This window comes from Trinickia sp. NRRL B-1857, from assembly GCF_050470685.1.
Classification (GTDB): Bacteria; Pseudomonadota; Gammaproteobacteria; order Burkholderiales; family Burkholderiaceae; genus Trinickia.
Genome location: NZ_JBFLUK010000001.1, coordinates 1,300,463 through 1,321,814, shown reverse-complemented (window position 1 = coordinate 1,321,814; position 21,352 = coordinate 1,300,463). Strand labels below are relative to the sequence as shown.

Below are 21,352 nucleotides of genomic sequence, written 5' to 3'. Positions count from 1 at the left end.
CTCAATAAAACTAACAACCGAATAGATATGGCCGACCAACACACGCCGGAATCCCAGCAGCCCCTCGAGCCGCAGCGCCGGCCAAGCGACGCGGCGCGCGAAACGAACTGGGAGCGCGCGGCGCTCGAGCGAATCGCGCTCGCCGCGATCAACGAGCAAAGGTCGGCGCGGCGGTGGAAGATTTTTTTCCGTTTTGCCTTCCTAGCCGTCTTGCTGCTGATCGTTGCCGGGATCTACGGCGCATCGCATGAAAAGCCGGTCGCGCGGGGCCGCCATACGGCACTGGTCTCGCTCGAAGGCGAAATCGCCGCCGACAAGAACGCCAACGCGAAGGACATCGACCGCTCGCTGCGGCGCGCCTTCGCCGACGCCGATTCGGCTGGCGTCATTCTCTATATCAATAGTCCCGGCGGCTCGCCCGTGCAAGCCGGCATCATCAATGCGGAAATTCGGCGCTTGCGCGCGAAGTATCCGGCTAAGCCGCTCTACGTAGTGGTGGGCGACATGTGCGCGTCGGGCGGCTATTACATTGCGGTTGCGGCCGACAAGATCTATGTGGACCACGCCAGCATCGTCGGCTCGATCGGCGTGCTGATGGACGGCTTCGGATTCACGGGGCTCATGGATAAACTCGGCGTGCAGCGCCGGCTGCATACGTCGGGCGCGAACAAGGGCTTCTTCGATCCGTTCTCGCCCGATACGCCGGCGATGGACGAGCACGCGCAAGCCATGCTCGATCAGATCCATCAGCAATTCATCGATGCCGTGCGGCAAGGGCGCGGCAAGCGCCTGCACGAAACGCCCGACATCTTCTCCGGATTGTTCTGGACCGGCCAAAAGAGCGTCGAACTCGGGCTGGCGGACGGCTTTGGCGACACGGGTTACGTGGCGCGCGACGTCATCAAGGCACCCGACATCATCGATTACACCGAGAAAGAAAGTATTTCGGATCGCATCGCGCGCAAATTCGGTGCGGCGGTCGGCGAGGGCGCGGTACACGCGCTCGTGCTGGGCGGCTGGAAGCTGCGCTAGCCGGCGCTTAACGGAGCTTAACGGCGCCGCGGCCCCGCCGCCGTGCGATCAGTTCGCGAGCATGAGAAAGATGGCCGGCCGTTTGTGCATCTCGAACGCGCCGGCGTGCTTCTTCCAGTCGCCGGCCGTTCGCGTGGCGATCCGCTCCGATTCGAGCGTCAGGTCGACGGCCACAGTAATCCATGTCGAGGGCGCGCAGCTCGCCACCATCGTCTCGAGCAACGCGCGATTGCGGTAGGGCGTTTCGATAAAAATCTGGGTTTCGCGCCCCTTGCGCGAGCGCTGCTCGAGCTCGCGCAGCGTTTTGGCGCGCTCGCCCGCATCGACGGGCAAATAGCCGTGGAACGTGAAGCGCTGACCGTCGAGCCCGGAGGCCATTAGCGCGAGCAAGATCGAGCTCGGGCCGACGAGCGGTACGACCTTCACGCCGCGCTCATGCGCGCGCCGCACGAGCAGTGCGCCGGGATCGGCCACTGCCGGGCAACCTGCTTCCGAGACGAGTCCGCCGTCGGCGCCCGCGAGAATCGGCGCGAGCAGCCGTTCGATTTCGGCGGGCGGCGTGTTGATGTTCAGTTCGCGAATCTCGATTTCTTGGATCGGTCGAGCAACGCCCACACGTTTCAGAAACGCGCGCGTGCTTTTCGCGTTCTCGCCGACGAAGTAGCCGAGCGATGCCGTGCGTGCCAGCACGCTGGCGGGCAGAACCGTCGCGAGCGCGTCGGCGTCGCCGTCGCCGAGCGCATTCGGAATCAAATAGAGGACGCCGCTCATCGCGCCCCCGCGAACAAGGGGTAGCCGGCTTCGCGCAGCATCCGCGTAAGGGCGATCAGCGGCAGGCCGACAAGTGCGGTCGGATCGTCCGATTCGATCGAATCGAGCAGCGCGATGCCGAGGCCTTCGGACTTCGCGCTGCCGGCAACGTCGTAAGGCGTTTCGGCCCGCAGGTAGGCGTCGAGTTCGGCATCGGGCAAATCGCGAAACCGCACTTCGGTGACGACGTCTTCGGTGAGCGCGATATCGCGCGCGCTGTCGAACAGGCACAGTGCGCTATGAAATTGGACGACGCGGTTGCGCATCATCCGCAGTTGCTCGAGCGCCTTTTCATGGGTGCCCGGTTTGCCGATTTGCAGGCCGTCGAACGTGGCGACTTGATCCGAACCGATGACGAGCACGGGCCCTGAGCCCGCCTCGCGCGCCGCGACGGCACGCGCTTTGGCCTGGGCGAGGCGCAGCGCCGTCGCCGCGGGGGTTTCCGCGGCGAGCGGCGTTTCGTCGAGTGCCGGGACGCAGACGTCGAAGGCAATGCGCAACCGCTCGAGCAGGGCGCGGCGATAAGGCGAGCTGGAGGCGAGGATCAGCCGGGGCGGCTGGGCGCTGGGATCGTGCATGGTTCGGTGAGCGGAACGTGGAAGATGTTCGGGGCGAGCCGCCGGATCGGCGCGCGGGCGACTTGGGTTGATCTTTAAGTGATTGACTGCAAAAGGTAAATCAAATATACTCTCCGGCTTTTCACGGTGTCCATTGGGCGCCGTGGGCACGCAGTCAAGCAGATGGCAGGTTGCTAGTTAGGTCACAAGCGAGTCACAAGCGGGTTACAAGCGCGTACCGATGGGTCGGTGCCGCGAGGAGCGAGGAGCGAACCATGTCCCAAGATACCGGCAAGGCTGGCGGGCTCATCGATCCGCATGCGTTCGATGTCTTCGAATTCGCGCGTAGCGGTCGCCAAGCCGCCGGCGCGCTGCGCGTCTCGCAGTTGCCGCGCATGTTAAACGAAGTCCCGGCGGACGCGCCAGATCGCGAGACCTTGTTCACGTGGCAGGCCGAGGGTTCGACGCAGCCCGAGTTGCAGGACGACGGTACCGAAGCGGCGCAGCCGTATTTGCGGCTCGCCTTGCACGGGGTGGCTTGGCTCGAATGCCAGCGTTGCCTTTCGCCGTACGAGCAATCGTTCGACGTCGATGCGACGTATCGCCTCGTGGTCACCGAAGAGCAAGCCGAAGAGTTTCCGCTCGACGAAGACGAACTCGACGTGATCGTGGGCTCGCGCCAATTCGATCTCGTCGAGCTGATCGAGGAAGAGTTGTTGCTGTCGCTGCCGCTCGTGCCGAAACACGACGTTTGCCCGCTGGTGCACGAGAGCCTCGTCTCGGGTGCAGCCGGCGAGCACGCGAGCGATCTGAGCGAAGACGAAAGCGAAAGCGATAGCGAGGATCCGACGTCCGGTGCCGCCGAGCAGGGCGACGCGGGCAAGCCCAATCCGTTTGCCGCGCTCGAAGCACTCAAGCGCGCAAGCGAGGATGAGGGCGGCAAGAAGCATTGAGCCGTTGCACGAATAGCGCGATCCGGCGCGCCGGCCGTTCGGCCAGTGGCGTTACGCCTGTCGGGCTGTGTTAGAATCTCGAAAATTTTTAGGAGTTATCATGGCAGTTCAGCAAAACAAGAAGTCGCCGTCGAAGCGCGGCATGCACCGCTCGCACGATTTCCTGACGACGACGCCCCTCGCCGTCGAGCCGAGCACGGGTGAAGTGCATATGCGTCACCACATCAGCCCGAACGGCTACTATCGCGGCAAGAAAGTCGTTAAGACGAAGAACGACTAAGCGCGTCGACGCGCGGCGTTCGCCTAATCGGCGATCCTGTGCACGGCGAGTGGCTTGCGTGAAACTCTCCGGTTCGAACAAAAGGCGGCATTCAACTGCCGTTTTTTTGTGTCGATCGCAATCGGCGCTTAGGTGCTCGATGTGGTCTCGTCCCTTGCGGCCGACCGGAGTCGATGCTTCAACGGCTCGGTCGAGTGGGCGCGTTCGCACCTGCTTGGGCGCCGGCCAAAGCCCTCACTCCGGCCTCATGCTTCGCAGTCGATCAGCGTTAGCGCTTCAGCGATCGGACGGCGTTGGTGTTTCGGCACTCACCTCATCCTCAAGCAGAGCACTTACTCTGGTCCCATGCTTCGCGGCCGGTTCCAACCGAGGCCGCGGTTCCACGCATAGCGCCTGAAATTCGTCGCAGTCCATGACTATAAAGCTCACGATAGATTGCATGGGAGGCGACCACGGCCCGTCCGTGACCGTTCCCGCTGCCGTCAGCTTCGTACGCGCGCACGCCGATGCGCAGTTGATGCTTGTCGGCCTCGAAGCGCCGATTCGTGCTCAACTGAAGAAATGCAAGGCGCTCGATAATCCTGCCCTGACGGTCGTGCCCGCGTCGGAGGTCGTCGCAATGGACGATCCCGTCGAAGTGGCGTTGCGCAAGAAGAAGGATTCGTCGATGCGCGTCGCGCTCAACCTCGTCAAGGACGAGGTGGCGCAAGCCTGCATTTCCGCAGGTAATACCGGCGCATTGATGGCGGTGTCCCGCTACGTCCTCAAGACGTTAGCCGGCATCGAACGTCCCGCCATCGCCTCGGCGCTGCCGAATTCGCACGGCTATACGATGATGCTCGACCTCGGCGCGAACGTCGATTGCGAGCCGCAGCATCTGCTGCAATTCGCGGAGATGGGCCACGCGCTCGTCTCGGCGCTCGAGGGTAAGGAGCGTCCCACGATCGGCCTGCTGAATATCGGCGAAGAGGTCATCAAGGGCAACGACACCATCAAGCGCGCGGGAGAACTGCTGCGCGCGAGCACCCTCAATTTCCGCGGCAACGTCGAAGGCAACGACATCTATAAAGGTACGGCCGATGTCATCGTCTGCGACGGTTTCGTCGGCAACGTCGCGCTCAAAACGTCGGAAGGATTGGCGCAGATGCTCTCCGAGATCATCCGCGAGGAATTCGGACGTTCGTTGCTCACGAAACTGATGGCGTTCTTGGCGCTGCCGGTGCTCATGCGATTCAAGAAGCGCGTCGATCACCGTCAATACAACGGTGCGGCGCTGCTCGGTTTGCGCGGGCTCGTCATCAAGAGCCATGGCTCCGCCGATGCTTACGCGTTTGAGTGGGCTATCAAACGCGGGTATGATGCGGTCAAAAATGGCGTCCTCGAACGCCTGGCGCGAGCGATGGAAGAGAACGCATATCCGCTCGCGCAAGCAGCGCGCGACGGCGGTGGCGCCGGTCACGCGAATCTCGCCGGCCGTCCGGCCGAGCCCGACGCCGCGGTATCTTCGAAAGCATAAATGGCTCAATCGAATCTCTACTCCCGCGTGCTGGGAACCGGCAGTTACTTGCCGCCCGGCCGCGTCACGAATCAAGAGCTCGCCGATCGCCTCGCCAAGCGAGGCATCGAGACGAGCGACGAATGGATCGTCGCTCGCACGGGCATCCATGCACGCCATTTCGCCGATCCCGACGTCACGACGAGCGATCTCGCGCTCATCGCCGCACAGCGCGCGATCGAGTCGGCCGATATCGATCCGCAGACGATCGATTTGATCGTCGTTGCCACGTCAACGCCCGATTTCGTGTTTCCGAGCGTGGCTTGCTTGCTGCAAGACAAATTGCAGATCAAGAACGGCGGCGCCGCTTTCGACATCCAGGCCGTCTGCTCGGGTTTCGCTTACGCGGTGGCGACGGTCGACGCCTTGATCCGTAGCGGGCAGCACCGCACGGCGCTCATCGTCGGCGCGGAAACCTTCTCTCGCATTCTCGATTTCAACGACCGCACGACGTGCGTGCTGTTCGGCGACGGCGCCGGCGCGGTGATTCTGCAAGCGTCGGACGAACCGGGTGTGATCGCGAGTGCGCTTCACGCCGACGGCAGCTACGCGAACATCCTTTGCACGCCGGGCCATGTCAACGGCGGCATCGTCGCGGGCAGTGCCTTTCTGCATATGGATGGGCAGGCGGTCTTCAAATTGGCCGTCAACGTGCTCGAGAAAGTGGCGCTCGAAGCGCTCCAGAAGGCCGATATGTCGCCCGACCAGGTCGATTGGCTGATTCCGCACCAAGCCAATATCCGTATCATGTCGCACACGTGCCGCAAGCTCGGCTTGCCGCAAGAGCGCATGGTCGTGACGGTCGGCGAGCACGGCAATACGTCGGCGGCCTCGATTCCGCTCGCGTTCGATCTCGCGGTTCGCGACGGGCGCATCAAGCGCGGCCAGAACGTGCTCATCGAAGGCGTCGGCGGCGGCTTTACCTGGGGCGCCTCCGTCATCCGTTATTGATCGGCACGGGCGAGCGATGCGGTCGGCCTAGCGCCGGCCGGCTAGCACGCGCGCGCAGCACGCACAAAGCTTCACATTTGGGGACGATATGAAATTTGCGTTCGTTTTTCCTGGGCAGGGATCGCAATCGGTCGGCATGCTTAACGCATTCGCCGATCGCGCAGTCGTGCGCGAAACGCTCCAGGAAGCGTCCGACGCGCTCGGTCAGGACCTCGGCAAGCTGATTGCCGAAGGACCGGCCGAAGAACTGAATCTCACGACGAACACGCAGCCGGTCATGCTGACGGCCGCCTATGCGATCTACCGCGCATTTCGCGAAGCCGGCGGCGCCGAGCCCGCGCTTGTCGCGGGTCACAGCTTGGGCGAGTACACGGCGCTGGTCGCATCGGGCGCGCTCGCGTTTCGCGACGCGGTGCCGCTCGTGCGCTTTCGCGCGCAAGCGATGCAAACGGCGGTGCCCGTCGGCGTCGGCGGCATGGCGGCTATTCTCGGTTTGGACGACGACACCGTCCGCGCGGTTTGCAGCGACGCGGCCCGTGAAAGCGGCGCCGTCGTCGAGGCCGTCAACTTCAACGCGCCGGCGCAAGTCGTGATCGCGGGGCATAAGGCCGCCGTCGAAAAAGCGTGCGAGATCGCGAAGACGAAGGGCGCCAAGCGGGCGCTGCCGCTTCCCGTTTCCGCGCCGTTCCATTCGTCGCTGCTCATGCCGGCCTCGAATCAGTTGCGCGAGTATCTCGCGAGCGTCGAGGTCAAAGTGCCGCGGATTCCCGTCGTCAACAACGTCGACGTCGCCGTGGTATCGGAGCCGGCCGCGATCAAGGACGCGCTCGTCCGCCAGGCAGCCGGCGCGGTGCGCTGGGTCGAATGCGTGCAGGCGATGGCCAAGGACGGCGTGACGCACGTGGTCGAATGCGGCCCGGGTAAAGTGCTCGCGGGCTTGACCAAGCGGATCGACGGCAGCCTCGTGGGCGCGGCGATCACCGATCCCGCCTCGCTCGAAGAAACCTTGAAGCTGCTTAGCGCATAGCGCGCAAGCGTTCGGGCGTGCATGCCGCCGCGTATCGCCGCCTATCGCGCGGCGTGCCGGTCGAGCGCGCTGCCCGTTTAACCGATCATCCGAACCATCATGGAAAAAGCTCTCGATAAACAAGTAGCGCTCGTGACGGGCGCATCGCGCGGCATCGGCAGGGCGATTGCGCTCGTGCTCGCGCGGCAGGGCGCGACTGTCATCGGTACCGCGACGAGCGAGTCCGGTGCGGCCGGGATCACCGAAGCGCTTGCGGCCGAAGGTCTGGCGGGACGCGGCATCGTGCTCGAAGTCAACGACGCGCAAACGGTCGATGCCACGATCGATTCGCTCGTGAAGGAATTCGGCGCGCTGAACGTGCTCGTCAACAATGCGGGTATCACGCGCGACCAACTCGCGATGCGTATGAAAGACGACGAGTGGGACGCCGTGATCGATACGAACCTGAAGGCCGTGTTCCGTCTGTCGCGCGCCGTGCTGCGCCCGATGATGAAGGCGCGCGGCGGGCGCATCATCAACATCACGTCGGTCGTCGGTTCGGCCGGCAACCCGGGGCAGGTCAACTATGCGGCGGCCAAGGCCGGCGTGGCAGGCATGACGCGCGCGCTCGCGCGCGAAATCGGCAGCCGCGGCATTACGGTCAATTGCGTCGCTCCGGGCTTCATCGATACCGATATGACGAAGGTGCTGCCCGAAGAGCAGCAGGCCGCGCTGAAAACGCAGATTCCGCTCGGCCGTCTGGGCAGCCCCGAGGATATCGGCCATGCCGTTGCGTTCCTTGCTTCGCCGCAAGCCGGTTATATCACCGGCACGACGCTGCATGTGAACGGCGGCATGTACATGTCTTAACGGATTTCGTTTAACATCCGCGCCGACGGTGGAAGCGTAGTGCTCCCACGGGGCGCCAAGCCTTGCCTTGAGCGCGCTTTTTTGACCAGGCAAACCTGATAAAATGCGCGCACTTGGATTTTTGAACTTTTTCCCTCGGAGGGGTAATGGACAACATCGAACAGCGCGTCAAGAAGATCGTCGCGGAACAACTGGGCGTCGCGGAAGCTGAAATCAAGAACGAAGCTTCGTTCGTGAACGACCTCGGTGCGGACTCTCTCGACACGGTCGAGCTCGTGATGGCGCTGGAAGACGAGTTCGGCATGGAAATTCCGGACGAGGAAGCCGAGAAGATCACGACGGTCCAGCAAGCGATCGACTACGCACGCGCAAACGTCAAGGCTTAAGGCCTGATCGCCTCGCGCTGTACGCTAGCCGCGGTTTGACGCGTTCTGACGTCGGATTCCGATGCTGGTGCCGAATTTATAGCCACAGGGCTCACAGGGTCGGTTTCCTGTGGCCGCTGTGGCTTTTGCTTTTGTCATTTATGGAAAAGGGGTTACCGTGAGCCGTCGCCGTGTTGTTGTTACAGGCCTGGGTCTGGTGTCGCCTGTCGGCAATAATGTTGCCGACGGCTGGGCTAATCTGGTCGCCGGCAAGTCCGGTATCGCGACCATCACGAAGTTCGACGCAACGAACTTCTCGACGCGATTCGCCGGTGAAGTGAAAGGCTTCAACGTCGAAGACTACATGTCCGCGAAAGAAGCCCGCCATATGGATACGTTTATCCATTACGGCATGGCGGCCGGCATGCAGGCGATGCGAGACAGCGGATTGGAAATTACCGACGCCAACGCCGAGCGCGCAGGTGTCGTGGTGGGCTCGGGCATCGGCGGTCTGCCGATGATCGAAGTCACGCAGACGGAACTGCTCAATCGCGGCCCGCGCCGGATTTCGCCGTTCTTCGTTCCCGCGTCGATCATCAACATGATCTCGGGCCACCTCTCGATGCAGTTCGGCATGAAGGGCCCGAACCTCGCGATCGTGACGGCCTGTACCACGGGCTTGCACTGTATCGGCGAAGCGGCGCGCTTGATCGAGTACGGCGATGCCGACGTGATGCTGGCCGGCGGCGCGGAGGCGACGGTGTCGCCCCTCGGCATCGGCGGTTTCGCCGCGGCGCGCGCACTGTCGCAGCGCAATGACGACCCCGCAACGGCAAGCCGTCCGTGGGATGCCGATCGCGATGGTTTCGTCCTCGGCGAGGGCGCGGGCGTGATGGTGCTCGAAGAGTACGAGCATGCGAAAGCGCGCGGTGCGAAGATCTACGCCGAAGTCGGCGGCTACGGGATGAGCGCCGATGCGTATCACATGACGGCGCCGCTCGAAGACGGCGACGGCGCTCGCCGCTGCATGAGCGCTGCGCTGCGTAACGCGAGCGTCAATGCCGATGAAGTGAACTACGTCAACGCGCACGGCACGTCGACACCGCTTGGCGATCTCGCGGAAACGACGGGTATCAAGCGCGCGCTCGGCGATCATGCGAAGAAGGTCGTCGTCAATTCCACGAAGTCGATGACGGGTCACTTGCTCGGCGGTTCGGGCGGGCTGGAGTCGGTGTTCACGGTGCTCGCGATTCACCACCAAGTGTCGCCGCCGACGATCAACATCTTCAACCAAGATCCGCAGTGCGATCTCGACTACTGCGCGAACCAGGCGCGGGAGATGAAGATCGACGTGGCGCTGAAGAACTCGTTCGGCTTCGGCGGGACGAACGGCACGCTGGTGTTCAAGCGTATCTGAGCCTGGCGGTCCGTTGACTGATCCTGACCTCGATCTCGATCGGGGAGCGCCGCGGCGAGTGATGCTGCGGCGCTCGCGCACGGTGCGGCTTGCCGCGCTCTCGTTCGGATGCGTGTGCGTCGCAGCCGTTCATTCGACCGCCGCCGCGCATCTGGGCGCGATCGACGCGCTCTGGCTTGCGGCAGCGGCAGTTGCCGCGCTCGGCGCCTCGTTCGTGCGCTACGAGCGCCGGCAACCCGTGCAGTTGGTGTTGATGCCGGACGGCGTGGCCGGATACGACCGTGCGGGACGGCGCCTCTTTCAGGGGCGCATCGTCGGTATCTCACAATGGGCCGAACGCCTGCTCGTCTTGGCTGTGGCGGGTACCGAGGCGCGCCGCGCGAGCACGTTCGTCGTCGCGGCCGACGCGGTGGATGCGGCGGCTTTTCGGGCGCTGGCGGTGCGCGCTCGGCATGCCGCCTACTAAGGCATCGGGCTAAGCTCGGCCGGCGAGCGGGCCGAATGTAACGGCGGTAACAGCCGTTACACACTGAGCATGGAGCGATGATAGGGACGCTACAATAGCCGTCCGCGACGCATCCCTCCAAGTAAACGGACCCAACAGGTGAGCGAAAAAGAAATCGATCAGGTTCTGGTCGAGCGCGTGCAGCAAGGCGACAAAGCCGCGTTTGAACTCCTGGTCTCGAAATACCATCGCAAGATCATCCGGCTGATCTCGCGGCTCGTGCGCGACCCCGCCGAAGTCGAGGACGTCGCGCAAGACGCATTTATCAAGGCCTACCGGGCGTTGCCCCAATTTCGCGGCGAGTCGGCGTTTTACACGTGGCTTTATCGCATCGCGGTCAACACGGCGAAGAACTATCTCGCAACCCAGAGCCGCCGCGCTCCCACATCGACGGAAGCAAACGCCGAAGAGGCGGAAACTTTCTCGGACGCCGATCAACTAAGGGATATCAACACGCCTGAGTCGTTGTTGATGAGCAAGCAGATCGCGCAGACGGTCAATGCCGCGATGGCGCTGTTGCCCGAAGAGCTTCGCGTGGCCATTACCCTTCGTGAAATCGAGGGCCTGAGCTATGAGGAGATCGCCGAGATGATGGATTGTCCGATCGGCACGGTTCGTTCGCGGATTTTCCGCGCTCGCGAGGCAATTGCGGCAAAATTGCGTCCGCTACTAGGCACGCCGGAAGGCAAGCGCTGGTAGTCGTTTGTCGGGCCTCGCGGCGGCGCACAGCAGAAATAACTGGGTACGGTCGGATTACTACGGGGTGTATGTAAGATGGGGAGCGTCATGGGGTCGGTCTCGATGCAATCGCAGGGAAGCTCGCGCAGCGAGCGTTTGTCGGCATTCGTCGACGGGGAAGGGCTCGACGCCCCCGCATCATTCGATGAGCTGCTGACCGAGTTCGATCATGTCGATCGCTCCACTTGGTCGGCATATCACTTGATCGGCGACGCATTGCGTTCCGACGATCTGGCCGTTCATCCGGCGAAGAGCGACACGTTCCTGGCCGGTTTTGCCGCGCGGCTCGAAGCCGAGCCGCACATCCTGGTTCCCGCCCAGGCCGCCTCGCGCCGCGGTGCGTCCGCCGTTCTGCGGCGCCGCGTCGCACCGGCGCTGGCCGTTGCCGCGGCCGCCGCGATGCTGAGCTGGGTCGTCATTCCGCAGTGGCACGGGTTCGGCTCCCAAGCCACCGTGCAGACGGCCGCGACCAGCACGAACGGCGACGGCGTGCAGTCGGTCGCGATGACGAACGTGCCGGGCGCCGCGGACGGCAACATCATCCGGGACGCGCAATTGGATCAATATTTGGAAGCGCATCAGCAATTCGCGCAGCAGCCGATGGCCGTGGGCTCGATGCCGCTGATTCGCGCCGCGGTCCAGACCTCGCAAGGCCGCTAACCCGATGCTGACATTGCGCTCGATGCGCGCCGCCGCCCCGCGGCAATGGGCGGCGTGGCTGCTTTTCGCGGCCGCCCTGTTTTCGCTGTCCCCGCATGCCGTCCGTGCGCAAACCGAGACTCCGGAGCGCCAGCAGGCGGCGGGTTGGCTCGATCGAATCCAGGACGCGGCGCGGCACGAAAGCTACGAAGGGGTTTTCGTTTTTCAGCACGGCAACTTCGTCCAATCCTCTCGGATCTCCCATTACGCCACGCACGCCGACGGTGAATACGAGTCGGTCGAAAGCCTCGACGGCCAGCCGCGCAAACTCCTGCGTCACGACGACGATCTCTATACGTTCGTACCCGACCGCCACATTTGTGTCGTCGAGAAGCGGCTAAACAGGGATTCGTTCCCGGCGCTGATCAGCGAAAGCGGGGCGCAAGTGCTGTCCGTCTACGACGCCAAGATGCTCGGCGCCGATCGCGTCGCGGGGCTCGATGCGCAGGTTATCGAACTCGACCCGAAGGACGCCTACCGCTTCACCTATAAGCTTTGGGCCGATGCGAAGTCGGGGTTGTTGCTGCGCGTGCAGACGCTCGACCCGACGGGGCAGGTGCTCGCACAAGTCGCGTTCACGCAAGTGCGTGTGGGCGTGCCCGCGCAAAAGGCCGCCATCGCCGCGGGCATTCGCGGAACGAACGGCTGGACGCTCGTGCGTCCGCCCGTTTCGCCCGTCGATATGAAGGCGCAGGGTTGGCGCATGACCCCTGACGTTCCGGGCTTTCATCCCATCCGCGAATTGCGTCGCTTGATGGCCGCCCGAGATCCGAAAGCGGCGCCGATCCCCGTCGATCAAGCGGTCTTCTCCGATGGGTTGTCCACTATTTCCGTATTCGTCGAGCCGGCCGAAGGCAATTCCCGCAAAGAAGGGGCGGGAAGCACCGGGGCGACGCACGTGCTTGTCACACGTTATCGCGATTATTGGATAACAGTGCTCGGGGAAGTGCCGCAAGCCACGCTGCAACGCTTCGCGTCTGCCATAGAATACAAGGCTACCAAGTAACGCTTCGGCTTTCCCTGTTATGACGAATCTCTCGGTGCGCAAATTCCTCGCGGCCGCCGCGGCTATGGCCTGCCTCTCGTTTGCGCCCCATGCGCAATCGGCTGTGCCGGCCGCGAACCTGCCCGATTTCACCGACCTCGTCGACAAGGTCGGGCCGGCCGTGGTCAATATCCGCACCACTACGACGCTATCGAGCGGGCCGTCCAGCCAGCGCCCCTCGCCGCCCGGTACGGGCGACGGGGACATGTCGGAATTCTTCCGGCGGTTTTTCGGCATCCCGTTGCCGCAGACGCCGCACGGCGGCGACCAGGGTGACCGGGGCGACCGAGGCGGCAGTCCGGATCAATCGGACAACAACGACGATGAAAAGAGCGCGGGCGTGGGCTCGGGGTTCATCCTCTCGGCCGATGGCTATGTCATGACGAACGCCCACGTGGTGGACGACGCCGACAACATCTACGTCACGTTGACCGATAAGCGCGAATTCAAGGCGAAGCTGATCGGCGTGGACGACCGCACCGATATCGCCGTCGTGAAAATCGACGCGACGAATCTGCCGACGGTGACGATCGGCGATTCGAACAAGGTGCGCGTCGGCGAGTGGGTCGTGGCGATCGGCTCGCCGTTTGGCCTCGACAACACCGTGACGGCCGGTATCGTGAGCGCCAAGGGGCGCGAGACGGGCGATTACCTGCCGTTCATCCAAACGGACGCTGCTGTGAACCCCGGCAACTCGGGCGGACCGCTGATCAACATGCAAGGCGACGTGATCGGCATCAACTCGCAGATTTACAGCCGCACGGGCGGATTCATGGGGATTGCGTTCGCGATTCCGATCGACGAAGCGATGCGCGTGGCCGATCAGCTTGAGACGACGGGCAAGGTCGTGCGCGGCCGGATCGCGATCTCGATCGGCGAGGTGACGAAGGACGTGGCCGAATCGCTCGGATTGCCTCGTGCACAAGGCGCCCTCGTCAGCAGCGTCGAGCCGGGCGGTCCGGCGGACAAAGCCGGCCTGCAACCGGGCGACATCATCCTCAAATTCAACGGCACGGCGGTCGACACCGATACGGACCTGCCGCGCATGGTCGGCGACACGAAGCCGGGCAGTCATGCCACGGTGACGTTCTGGCGCAAGGGCCAGTCGCGCGAGGTGCCGATCACGGTCGTGCAGACGCAGCCCGAGAAAACCGCCAAGGCTGACGAGCAGCAGAGCCCCGCGCCGAAGCCGCACCCGTCGAATTCGCTTGGGGTGACGGTGTCCGATTTGTCGGCCAGCCAGATGAAATCGCTGAAGCTGCGCACCGGCGGCGTCGAGGTGGAAGCCGTCGACGGTCCGGCCGCGCGCGTTGGGCTTCAGAAGGGCGACATCATTTTGCGGGTGGGCGATACGGATATTTCGAGCGCGAAGCAGTTCGAGCAGGTCGTGGCGCATCTCGATTCGCACAAGATGGTCGCGGTACTCGTGCGTCGCGGCGAGAACACGCAGTTCGTGCCGATCAAGCCCCGCGTACAAGGGAAATGACCGCCTTGCCCGCCCGGCATTTGACGCTTTATTCGCGGACTTGGTGCCATTTGTGCGAGCAGATGCGCGAGGCGCTCGAGCCCCTGCTACGTGAATTCGGCGCTACGCTCGAGGTGATCGACGTGGACGCCGATCCCGCGCTCGTCGAACGTTACGACGAACTCGTGCCCGTCCTCGTGTGCGAAAGCGTCGAGCTTTGCCACTATCGGCTAGACGGCGAGCGCGTACGGGCGGCGCTGACACCGCCCGGCGCGTGAGCCCGATGCAATCGGCGCTTGCTTGCGCGGCAACGCCGGCTGGGTACGAAAGCGCTCAAGATTGCCCGGCCCTCGCACCGGTGCGCGGCCGCCGCGGCGAAATCCGCCGTGAGCAGGCCATTTCGGCTAAAATAGGCCGTTTTTTCACATACTTACAAGGCGTGCTCCGCAATCGTCCGAGCGCGCCTTTTTCGCTTGATCGGCACTGAATGGATCACATACGCAACTTTTCGATCATTGCGCACATCGACCATGGCAAGTCGACGCTCGCCGATCGCATCATCCAACTGTGCGGCGGCTTGTCCGACCGCGAAATGGAATCGCAGGTACTCGACTCGATGGATCTCGAGCGCGAGCGCGGTATCACGATCAAGGCGCAAACGGCTGCGCTGCACTACCGCGCGCGCGACGGCAAGGTCTATAACCTGAACCTGATCGATACGCCGGGCCACGTCGACTTCTCGTACGAAGTGAGCCGTTCGCTGTCGGCTTGCGAGGGCGCGCTGCTCGTCGTCGACGCGAGCCAGGGCGTCGAAGCGCAGACCGTGGCCAACTGCTATACGGCGATCGAACTCGGCGTCGAAGTCGTGCCCGTGCTCAACAAGATCGATCTGCCGGCCGCCAATCCCGAAAACGCGATTACCGAGATCGAAGACGTCATCGGTATCGACGCCATGGATGCCGTGCGCTGTAGCGCGAAGACGGGGCTCGGCGTCGAGGACGTCTTGGAATCGCTGATCGCGAAGGTGCCGCCGCCGAAGGGCGACACGGAAGCGCCGCTGCAAGCGCTCATCATCGATTCGTGGTTCGACAACTACGTCGGCGTCGTCATGCTCGTGCGCATCGTGAACGGCACGCTGCGCCCGAAGGACAAGATCAAGTTGATGGCCACGGGCGCGCAGTACCCGGTCGAGCACATCGGCGTATTCACGCCGAAGTCGAAGAACTTGGAAACGCTGTCGGCGGGGCAGGTGGGCTTCATCATCGCCGGTATCAAGGAGTTGACGGCCGCGAAGGTGGGCGATACGGTCACGCTGGCCACGCGCCCGGCGGGGGAGCCGCTTCCGGGCTTCAAGGAAGTGAAGCCGCAGGTGTTCGCGGGCTTGTATCCCGTCGAAGCGAATCAGTACGACGCACTGCGCGAGTCCCTCGAAAAGCTCAAGCTCAACGACGCCTCGCTGCAATACGAACCGGAAGTGTCGCAGGCGCTCGGCTTCGGTTTCCGCTGCGGTTTCCTGGGCCTATTGCACATGGAGATCGTGCAGGAGCGGCTCGAGCGCGAATTCGACATGGACCTCATCACCACGGCGCCGACCGTGGTCTATGAAGTGGTCCAGGGCGACGGCTCGATCATCATGGTCGAGAATCCGGCCAAGATGCCCGATCCGTCGAAAATCGAAGAGATCCGCGAGCCGATCGTCACCGTGAACCTGTACATGCCGCAGGATTACGTGGGTTCGGTCATCACGCTGTGCACGCAAAAGCGCGGCAACCAGATCAACATGCAGTATCACGGCCGTCAGGTCCAGTTGACCTACGAAATCCCGATGGCCGAGATCGTGCTCGACTTCTTCGATCGCCTCAAATCGGTGTCGCGCGGCTACGCGTCGATGGATTACGAGTTCAAGGAATATCGCGCGTCCGACGTCGTCAAGGTCGATATGCTCATCAACGGCGACAAGGTCGATGCGTTGTCGGTCATCGTGCACCGGTCGCAATCGCAATACCGCGGCCGCGAAGTCGCGGCGAAGATGCGCGAAATCATTCCGCGCCAGATGTACGACGTCGCGATTCAAGCGGCGATCGGGGCGCACATCATTGCGCGTGAAAACATCAAGGCGCTGCGCAAGAACGTGTTGGCGAAGTGCTACGGGGGCGACATCACGCGTAAAAAGAAGCTGTTGGAAAAGCAAAAGGAAGGCAAGAAGCGAATGAAGCAAGTCGGGTCCGTCGAGATTCCGCAAGAGGCTTTCCTCGCGATCTTGCGCGTCGAAGACAAATAACAGGACCTCTCTTACATGGACTTTGCGCTGATTCTTTTTGTGCTCGTCGTTTTGACGGGTATCGCGTGGGTTGCCGATAAACTGGTGTTTTTGCCGCAGCGCCGGCGCGCCGCCGAGGCCGCCGTCGCCGATTTCGATCAGCAGCAAGCGCGCATCGGCGAGCGCTTCGCCGATGAAAACGCACCGCAAACGCGCGCCCGCCTGCGCGACGAAAAGCTGCGCCAGCCGTGGTGGCTCGAGTACACGGCGAGCTTCTTTCCGGTCATTCTGATCGTCTTCCTCGTGCGCTCGTTCGTGGTCGAGCCGTTCAAGATTCCGTCCGGCTCGATGGTGCCCACGCTGCTCGTCGGCGATTTCATCCTCGTGAACAAGTTCGACTACGGTCTGCGCTTGCCGATCGTCAATACGAAGATCACGCAAGGCTCGCCGCTTTCGCGCGGCGACGTCGTGGTGTTTCGCTATCCGAAGGATGAGTCGGTCGATTACATCAAACGGGTCGTCGGCCTGCCCGGCGATACGATCGCCTACGAGAACAAGCGCCTGACGATCAACGGCAAGCCGGTCGCCGAAACGCCGCTGCCCGACTACTTCGACGAAGAGCGGATCGGCTATGCGAAGCAGTTCGAAGAAGATCTGCTCGGACGCAAGCACGGGATTCTGAATAACCCTGCGGTGCCGCCGTTCGTGATCGGTGCGGAAGACTATCCCTATCGCGACAACTGTTCGTACAACAGCGAAGGCGTGGTCTGCAAGGTGCCGGCCGGCCACTACTTCATGATGGGCGATAACCGCGATAACAGCGCGGACAGCCGCTACTGGGGCTTCGTGCCCGATCGCAACATCGTCGGCCGCGCGTTCTTCGTTTGGATGAACTTCGGTAATCTGAAGCGCATCGGCACGTTCCACTAAACGCGTCGCTTGCCGGCGGTGCGATTCTCGCCCATTCGGTTTGCCACGTTTTTTCGCGCCTCGCCCCGTCAGACCGACGGGCGAGGCGCGCGCGTTATACTCTGCACATGCCGCTATCTCCGCTCGAAAGCCGGTTGCGCTACGAATTTCGCAATGCGGAATTGTTGCGCCAGGCGTTAACCCACCGCAGTCACAGTGCCTCGCACAATGAACGGCTCGAATTTCTGGGCGATTCCGTTCTAAATTGCGCGGTGGCCGCGCTTTTGTATCAGCGATTCGGCAAACTGGACGAAGGCGACCTGTCGCGCGTTCGCGCCAACCTCGTCAAACAGCAGTCGCTCTACGAAATTGCTCAGGCCCTTAATATCTCCGAAAGCCTGCGCCTCGGGGAGGGCGAGCTGCGCAGCGGCGGTTTCCGGCGGCCGTCGATTCTTGCCGATGCATTCGAAGCCATCCTCGGCGCGATTTTTCTCGACGGTGGGTTCGACGCGGCGCAGACGGTCATCAAGCGGCTTTACGTGCCGATCCTCGACCATATCGATCCGCGCACCCTCGGCAAGGACTCGAAGACGCTGCTTCAGGAATACTTGCAGGGTCACAAGATCGCGTTGCCGACATATACGGTTGTCGCGACGCATGGCGCTGCGCACAATCAGCAGTTCGAAGTGGAATGTTCGGTGCCTAAGCTGGACGTGAAGGTGTCGGGCTCGGGTGCAAGCCGGCGTGCTGCCGAACAGGCCGCGGCGAAAAAGGCGCTCGACGAAGTCATGGCCGTCCAGCCGGCGCTCGAAGTCAAACCGAAGCGCTCCCGGGGCGCGAGGGCCGGCAAACACGGCGAGCCCGAAGTGGTGCCCGGCGTCAAGGGCATCCAAGCGGCGCTCGATCTGCGAGCGCCCGAGCGGCGGGCCGAGAAAGGGCAACGCGGCGAAGCTGCGAAGCCGCCCGGCGTAGCCGAAGGCGGCGAACGCCCCGCGAACGTGCCGCCGGCGATGATTCGCGCCGCGCACGTCGAACATAAAGCGCAGGGGCGCGGCCAGGATGCTAGCGCGAAGAGCGAAGCGCCGGGCAAGCCCGAAGTGGCGTCCGCGGGCAAGCAAGAGACAGCGGCCGCGGCCAAGCCCGAACCGGGCGGCGCAAAGGTCGACGGCCCCCAAAGCCCTGGCACCGGCCCGCGCGGCGGCGAAGCCGAACTTGTCTCGGACATCGCAGGTGCGACGCGTCCGCGCGCGCCCGAACCCGACCATTCATGACCTCATTCGCGTTCGCGGCGCGCCTTGTGCGCCGCGCCGCCACTTTTCGAAACGCCTGCCTCGCATGATCGATACCCCCAACCCCTCCGGCTTTCGCTGCGGCATGGTCGCCATTGTCGGCCGGCCGAACGTCGGCAAATCGACGTTGATGAACGCGCTCGTCGGGCAAAAAATCAGCATCACTTCGCGCAAGGCGCAGACGACGCGTCACCGCATTACGGGTATCCATACGTTCGAGGACGCACAGTTCATCTTCGTCGATACGCCGGGCTTTCAGACCCAGCACAGCGGGGCGCTCAATCGTTCGCTCAATCGCGCCGTTACGTCGACGCTGACGGCCGTCGATGCCGTGCTGTTCGTAATCGAGGCGGGACGCTTCGGGCCCGACGACCAGAAGGTGCTCGATTTGATTCCGCCATCCGCGCCCACGCTGCTCATCGCGAACAAGCTCGATCGCGTAAACGACAAGAAGACGCTCTATCCGTTCTTCCAACGGATCAGCGCGTTGCGCGAGTTCAAGGAAATCGTTCCGCTTTCGGCCAAACATACGGACGACGTCAAGCGTTTGCTCGACACGGTCAAGCCGTATCTGCCCGAAGGGGTGCCGATGTACGGCGAAGACGATCTGACCGACCGCAGCGAGCGTTTTCTCGCGGCCGAGATCTTGCGGGAGAAGGTGTTCCGTTGGACCGGCGACGAATTGCCGTACACGAGCACGGTCCTCATCGACAAATTCGAGACCGAAGGGCGGTTGCGCCGCGTGTTCGCGACGATCCTCGTCGAGCGCGACGCACATAAGGCGATGATCATCGGCCATAAGGGCGCCAAGCTCAAACAAATCAGCACCGAGGCGCGGCTCGACATGGAAAAGCTCTTCGACGGCCCCGTTTATCTAGAAACCTTCATTAAGGTGAAGAGCGGTTGGGCCGATAACGAAGCCGGGCTGCGTGCCTATGGGTACGAATGACGAGATTCACGACGCGCCGGTAACGCTTGCCGCGTCCGACGACGACGCCGAGCAAGGCGAGGCGGCTCGAGGGCGCGTCGACGCCAAGCGCACGCGTTCGGCAGCCGCGGCCGGCAAGGAGCGGCGCCCGGCCCGGCGTGCGCACGCCGAGGGCGGCGCGCCCACGCATTCCGACGACGAAGGTCAGCGCGCCCCCGCGCGCCGCGCGCCGCGCGAGCCGTCGAACCGCATCGCCGAGCAGCCGGCCTTCGTCCTGCACAGCTATCCCTACCGCGAAACCAGTCTCATCATCGACGTCTTTTCGCGCGACCACGGCCGCCTGGCCCTCGTCGCGAAAGGCGCGAAGCGCCCGCATTCGGCGCTGCGCGGTGTGTTGCAGACGTTTCAGCCGCTATCGATGTCCTGGTCGGGCAAGTCCGAAATGCGCACGCTGACCGGGGCGGAATGGGTCGGCGGCATGTTGCCGCTGTGCGGCGATGCCTTGCTATGCGGGTTCTACGTGAACGAGCTGCTCGTGAAGTTTTGCGCGCGCGAGGATTCGCATCCTCGACTATTCCATCATTACGTCGTCACCCTGACTCGGCTCGCGCACGACGAGCCGCCCGTCCAGGTGCTTCGCTCGTTCGAACGCGTGCTGCTGCGCGAGACGGGCTATGCGATGGCGCTCGACCGGACCGTGGCGCGCAAAGCCGTCGTGGCCGAGGGGCGCTACGTCTTCGATCCCGAACGCGGCGTACGCGAGGCGGCAAGCGAGCTGCCCGCCCATTGGCCGGTCGTCTCGGGGCAGACGTTGCTTGATATGGAGCGCGACGATTACCATCGTGCACAGACCGTCGCGCAAAGCAAGACGCTGATGCGCTTTTTGCTCAACACCTATCTTGGCGGCACGCCGCTCGCGACTCGCCAGATCCTTCTCGATTTGCAGAACCTATGAGCTTCTTCCTGACGTCGCCGAACGTCATCGATCTCGGCGTCAACATCGACCACGTGGCTACGCTGCGCAACGCGCGCGGCACGCGTTATCCGGACCCGGTTCGCGCCGCGCTGCAAGCGGAGGCCGCCGGGGCCGACGCCATCACGCTGCATTTGCGCGAGGACCGGCGCCATATCGTCGATGCGGACGTGCGTGCGTTGCGCCCGCAGCTGACGACGCGGATGAACCTCGAATGCGCGGTCACGAAAGAGATGCTCGATATCGCGTGCGACGTGCGTCCGCACGATGTCTGCCTGGTACCGGAAAAGCGCGAGGAGTTGACGACGGAAGGCGGTCTCGACGTGGCCGGTCATTTCGAGCCCGTTCGCGCTGCCTGCCGGCAATTGGCCGACGTCGGCTCGCGCGTTTCGCTGTTCATCGATGCCGACGAGGCGCAAATCCGAGCGGCGCAGGAAGCCGGAGCGCCGGTCGTCGAATTGCACACGGGCCGTTATGCCGACGCCCACGACGAAGCCGAACAGCAGCGCGAGTACGAGCGCATCGTCCGCGGCGTGGAGCTCGGCGTGTCGCTGGGGCTCAAGGTCAATGCGGGGCACGGCTTGCACTATACGAATGTGCAGCAGATCGCCGCGATCGAAGGCATCGTCGAATTGAACATCGGTCACGCGATCGTGGCGCATGCGATTTTCGCGGGCTGGGACAATGCCGTGCGCGAGATGAAGGCCATCATGGTGGCCGCGCGTCTCGCCGCGAAGCGCTGATC

23 protein-coding genes are annotated in these 21,352 nt (G+C 63.4%); 21 read left to right on the top strand and 2 right to left on the bottom strand.

Annotated elements, in window-relative coordinates; all coding sequences use genetic code 11:
• Positions 1 to 27: 27 nt before the first annotated feature.
• Complete coding sequence (locus AB1286_RS05710) at positions 28 to 1,032, top strand: S49 family peptidase (RefSeq protein WP_430362353.1); 1,005 nt, start codon at positions 28 to 30, stop codon at positions 1,030 to 1,032.
• Between the two features lie 48 nt (positions 1,033 to 1,080).
• On the opposite strand, the gene AB1286_RS05705 is transcribed toward AB1286_RS05710, so the two are convergent.
• Positions 1,081 to 1,803, bottom strand: a complete 723-nt coding sequence (locus AB1286_RS05705; RefSeq protein WP_430362352.1) for an SAM-dependent methyltransferase — start codon at positions 1,801 to 1,803, stop codon at positions 1,081 to 1,083.
• Positions 1,800 to 2,420 (bottom strand): Maf-like protein, encoded by a 621-nt coding sequence (locus tag AB1286_RS05700; protein ID WP_430362351.1) that lies wholly within the window; start codon positions 2,418 to 2,420, stop codon positions 1,800 to 1,802. The genes AB1286_RS05705 and AB1286_RS05700 overlap by 4 nt, the downstream gene beginning before the upstream one ends.
• A gap of 254 nt (positions 2,421 to 2,674) precedes the next feature.
• Between AB1286_RS05700 and AB1286_RS05695 the strand changes: the two genes are divergently transcribed.
• The 20 genes from AB1286_RS05695 to pdxJ all read left to right on the top strand — a co-directional run bounded on the left by AB1286_RS05695 (position 2,675) and on the right by pdxJ (position 21,350).
• Positions 2,675 to 3,352: a DUF177 domain-containing protein gene (locus tag AB1286_RS05695; RefSeq protein ID WP_430362350.1), complete on the top strand. Its 678-nt coding sequence runs from the start codon at positions 2,675 to 2,677 to the stop codon at positions 3,350 to 3,352.
• Positions 3,353 to 3,452: 100 nt separating this feature from the next.
• Positions 3,453 to 3,632: a 50S ribosomal protein L32 gene (gene rpmF / locus AB1286_RS05690; RefSeq protein ID WP_010105341.1), complete on the top strand. Its 180-nt coding sequence runs from the start codon at positions 3,453 to 3,455 to the stop codon at positions 3,630 to 3,632.
• A 412-nt stretch (positions 3,633 to 4,044) separates the two neighbouring features.
• Positions 4,045 to 5,148: a phosphate acyltransferase PlsX gene (gene plsX / locus AB1286_RS05685; protein ID WP_430362349.1), complete on the top strand. Its 1,104-nt coding sequence runs from the start codon at positions 4,045 to 4,047 to the stop codon at positions 5,146 to 5,148.
• Positions 5,149 to 6,138 carry a beta-ketoacyl-ACP synthase III gene (locus tag AB1286_RS05680; RefSeq protein ID WP_430362348.1) on the top strand — a complete coding sequence of 330 codons (990 nt, stop codon included), beginning with the start codon at positions 5,149 to 5,151 and terminating at the stop codon, positions 6,136 to 6,138.
• 88 nt (positions 6,139 to 6,226) lie between these two features.
• Complete coding sequence (gene fabD, locus AB1286_RS05675; RefSeq protein WP_430362347.1) at positions 6,227 to 7,165, top strand: ACP S-malonyltransferase; 939 nt, start codon at positions 6,227 to 6,229, stop codon at positions 7,163 to 7,165.
• 99 nt (positions 7,166 to 7,264) lie between these two features.
• Positions 7,265 to 8,014 (top strand): 3-oxoacyl-ACP reductase FabG, encoded by a 750-nt coding sequence (gene fabG, locus AB1286_RS05670; RefSeq protein ID WP_430362346.1) that lies wholly within the window; start codon positions 7,265 to 7,267, stop codon positions 8,012 to 8,014.
• Between the two features lie 146 nt (positions 8,015 to 8,160).
• Positions 8,161 to 8,400 (top strand): acyl carrier protein, encoded by a 240-nt coding sequence (gene acpP, locus AB1286_RS05665; protein ID WP_004197638.1) that lies wholly within the window; start codon positions 8,161 to 8,163, stop codon positions 8,398 to 8,400.
• Positions 8,401 to 8,557: 157 nt separating this feature from the next.
• Positions 8,558 to 9,796 carry a beta-ketoacyl-ACP synthase II gene (fabF, locus tag AB1286_RS05660; RefSeq protein WP_430362345.1) on the top strand — a complete coding sequence of 413 codons (1,239 nt, stop codon included), beginning with the start codon at positions 8,558 to 8,560 and terminating at the stop codon, positions 9,794 to 9,796.
• A gap of 13 nt (positions 9,797 to 9,809) precedes the next feature.
• Entirely contained in the window at positions 9,810 to 10,262 is a 453-nt protein-coding gene (locus tag AB1286_RS05655; RefSeq protein WP_430362344.1) for a protein YgfX, read from the top strand.
• A 138-nt stretch (positions 10,263 to 10,400) separates the two neighbouring features.
• On the top strand, positions 10,401 to 11,000 hold the full coding sequence (gene rpoE / locus AB1286_RS05650) for an RNA polymerase sigma factor RpoE (RefSeq protein WP_102646011.1): 600 nt from the start codon (positions 10,401 to 10,403) through the stop codon (positions 10,998 to 11,000).
• 87 nt (positions 11,001 to 11,087) lie between these two features.
• Positions 11,088 to 11,699: a sigma-E factor negative regulatory protein gene (locus AB1286_RS05645; RefSeq protein WP_430362343.1), complete on the top strand. Its 612-nt coding sequence runs from the start codon at positions 11,088 to 11,090 to the stop codon at positions 11,697 to 11,699.
• Positions 11,700 to 11,703: 4 nt separating this feature from the next.
• Entirely contained in the window at positions 11,704 to 12,744 is a 1,041-nt protein-coding gene (locus tag AB1286_RS05640) for a MucB/RseB C-terminal domain-containing protein (protein WP_430362342.1), read from the top strand.
• 19 nt (positions 12,745 to 12,763) lie between these two features.
• Positions 12,764 to 14,269, top strand: coding sequence for a DegQ family serine endoprotease (locus tag AB1286_RS05635; RefSeq protein ID WP_430362341.1), 1,506 nt, complete (start codon positions 12,764 to 12,766; stop codon positions 14,267 to 14,269).
• Complete coding sequence (locus tag AB1286_RS05630; protein WP_430362340.1) at positions 14,266 to 14,526, top strand: glutaredoxin family protein; 261 nt, start codon at positions 14,266 to 14,268, stop codon at positions 14,524 to 14,526. Before AB1286_RS05635 ends, AB1286_RS05630 begins: the two co-directional genes overlap by 4 nt.
• A 209-nt stretch (positions 14,527 to 14,735) precedes the next feature.
• The gene (lepA, locus tag AB1286_RS05625; RefSeq protein WP_430362339.1) at positions 14,736 to 16,529 is read left to right on the top strand and encodes a translation elongation factor 4; all 1,794 of its coding nucleotides are present in this window, start codon (positions 14,736 to 14,738) and stop codon (positions 16,527 to 16,529) included.
• Between the two features lie 15 nt (positions 16,530 to 16,544).
• Positions 16,545 to 17,438 carry a signal peptidase I gene (lepB, locus tag AB1286_RS05620; protein ID WP_430362338.1) on the top strand — a complete coding sequence of 298 codons (894 nt, stop codon included), beginning with the start codon at positions 16,545 to 16,547 and terminating at the stop codon, positions 17,436 to 17,438.
• Between the two features lie 107 nt (positions 17,439 to 17,545).
• Entirely contained in the window at positions 17,546 to 18,688 is a 1,143-nt protein-coding gene (rnc, locus tag AB1286_RS05615; RefSeq protein ID WP_430362337.1) for a ribonuclease III, read from the top strand.
• Between the two features lie 103 nt (positions 18,689 to 18,791).
• On the top strand, positions 18,792 to 19,655 hold the full coding sequence (gene era / locus AB1286_RS05610; RefSeq protein ID WP_430364995.1) for a GTPase Era: 864 nt from the start codon (positions 18,792 to 18,794) through the stop codon (positions 19,653 to 19,655).
• A complete protein-coding gene (recO, locus tag AB1286_RS05605; protein ID WP_430362336.1) occupies positions 19,642 to 20,589 on the top strand; it encodes a DNA repair protein RecO in 948 nt (315 codons plus the stop codon). The genes era and recO overlap by 14 nt, the downstream gene beginning before the upstream one ends.
• Positions 20,586 to 21,350, top strand: coding sequence for a pyridoxine 5'-phosphate synthase (gene pdxJ / locus AB1286_RS05600; protein ID WP_430362335.1), 765 nt, complete (start codon positions 20,586 to 20,588; stop codon positions 21,348 to 21,350). The genes recO and pdxJ overlap by 4 nt, the downstream gene beginning before the upstream one ends.
• Positions 21,351 to 21,352: the final 2 nt, after the last annotated feature.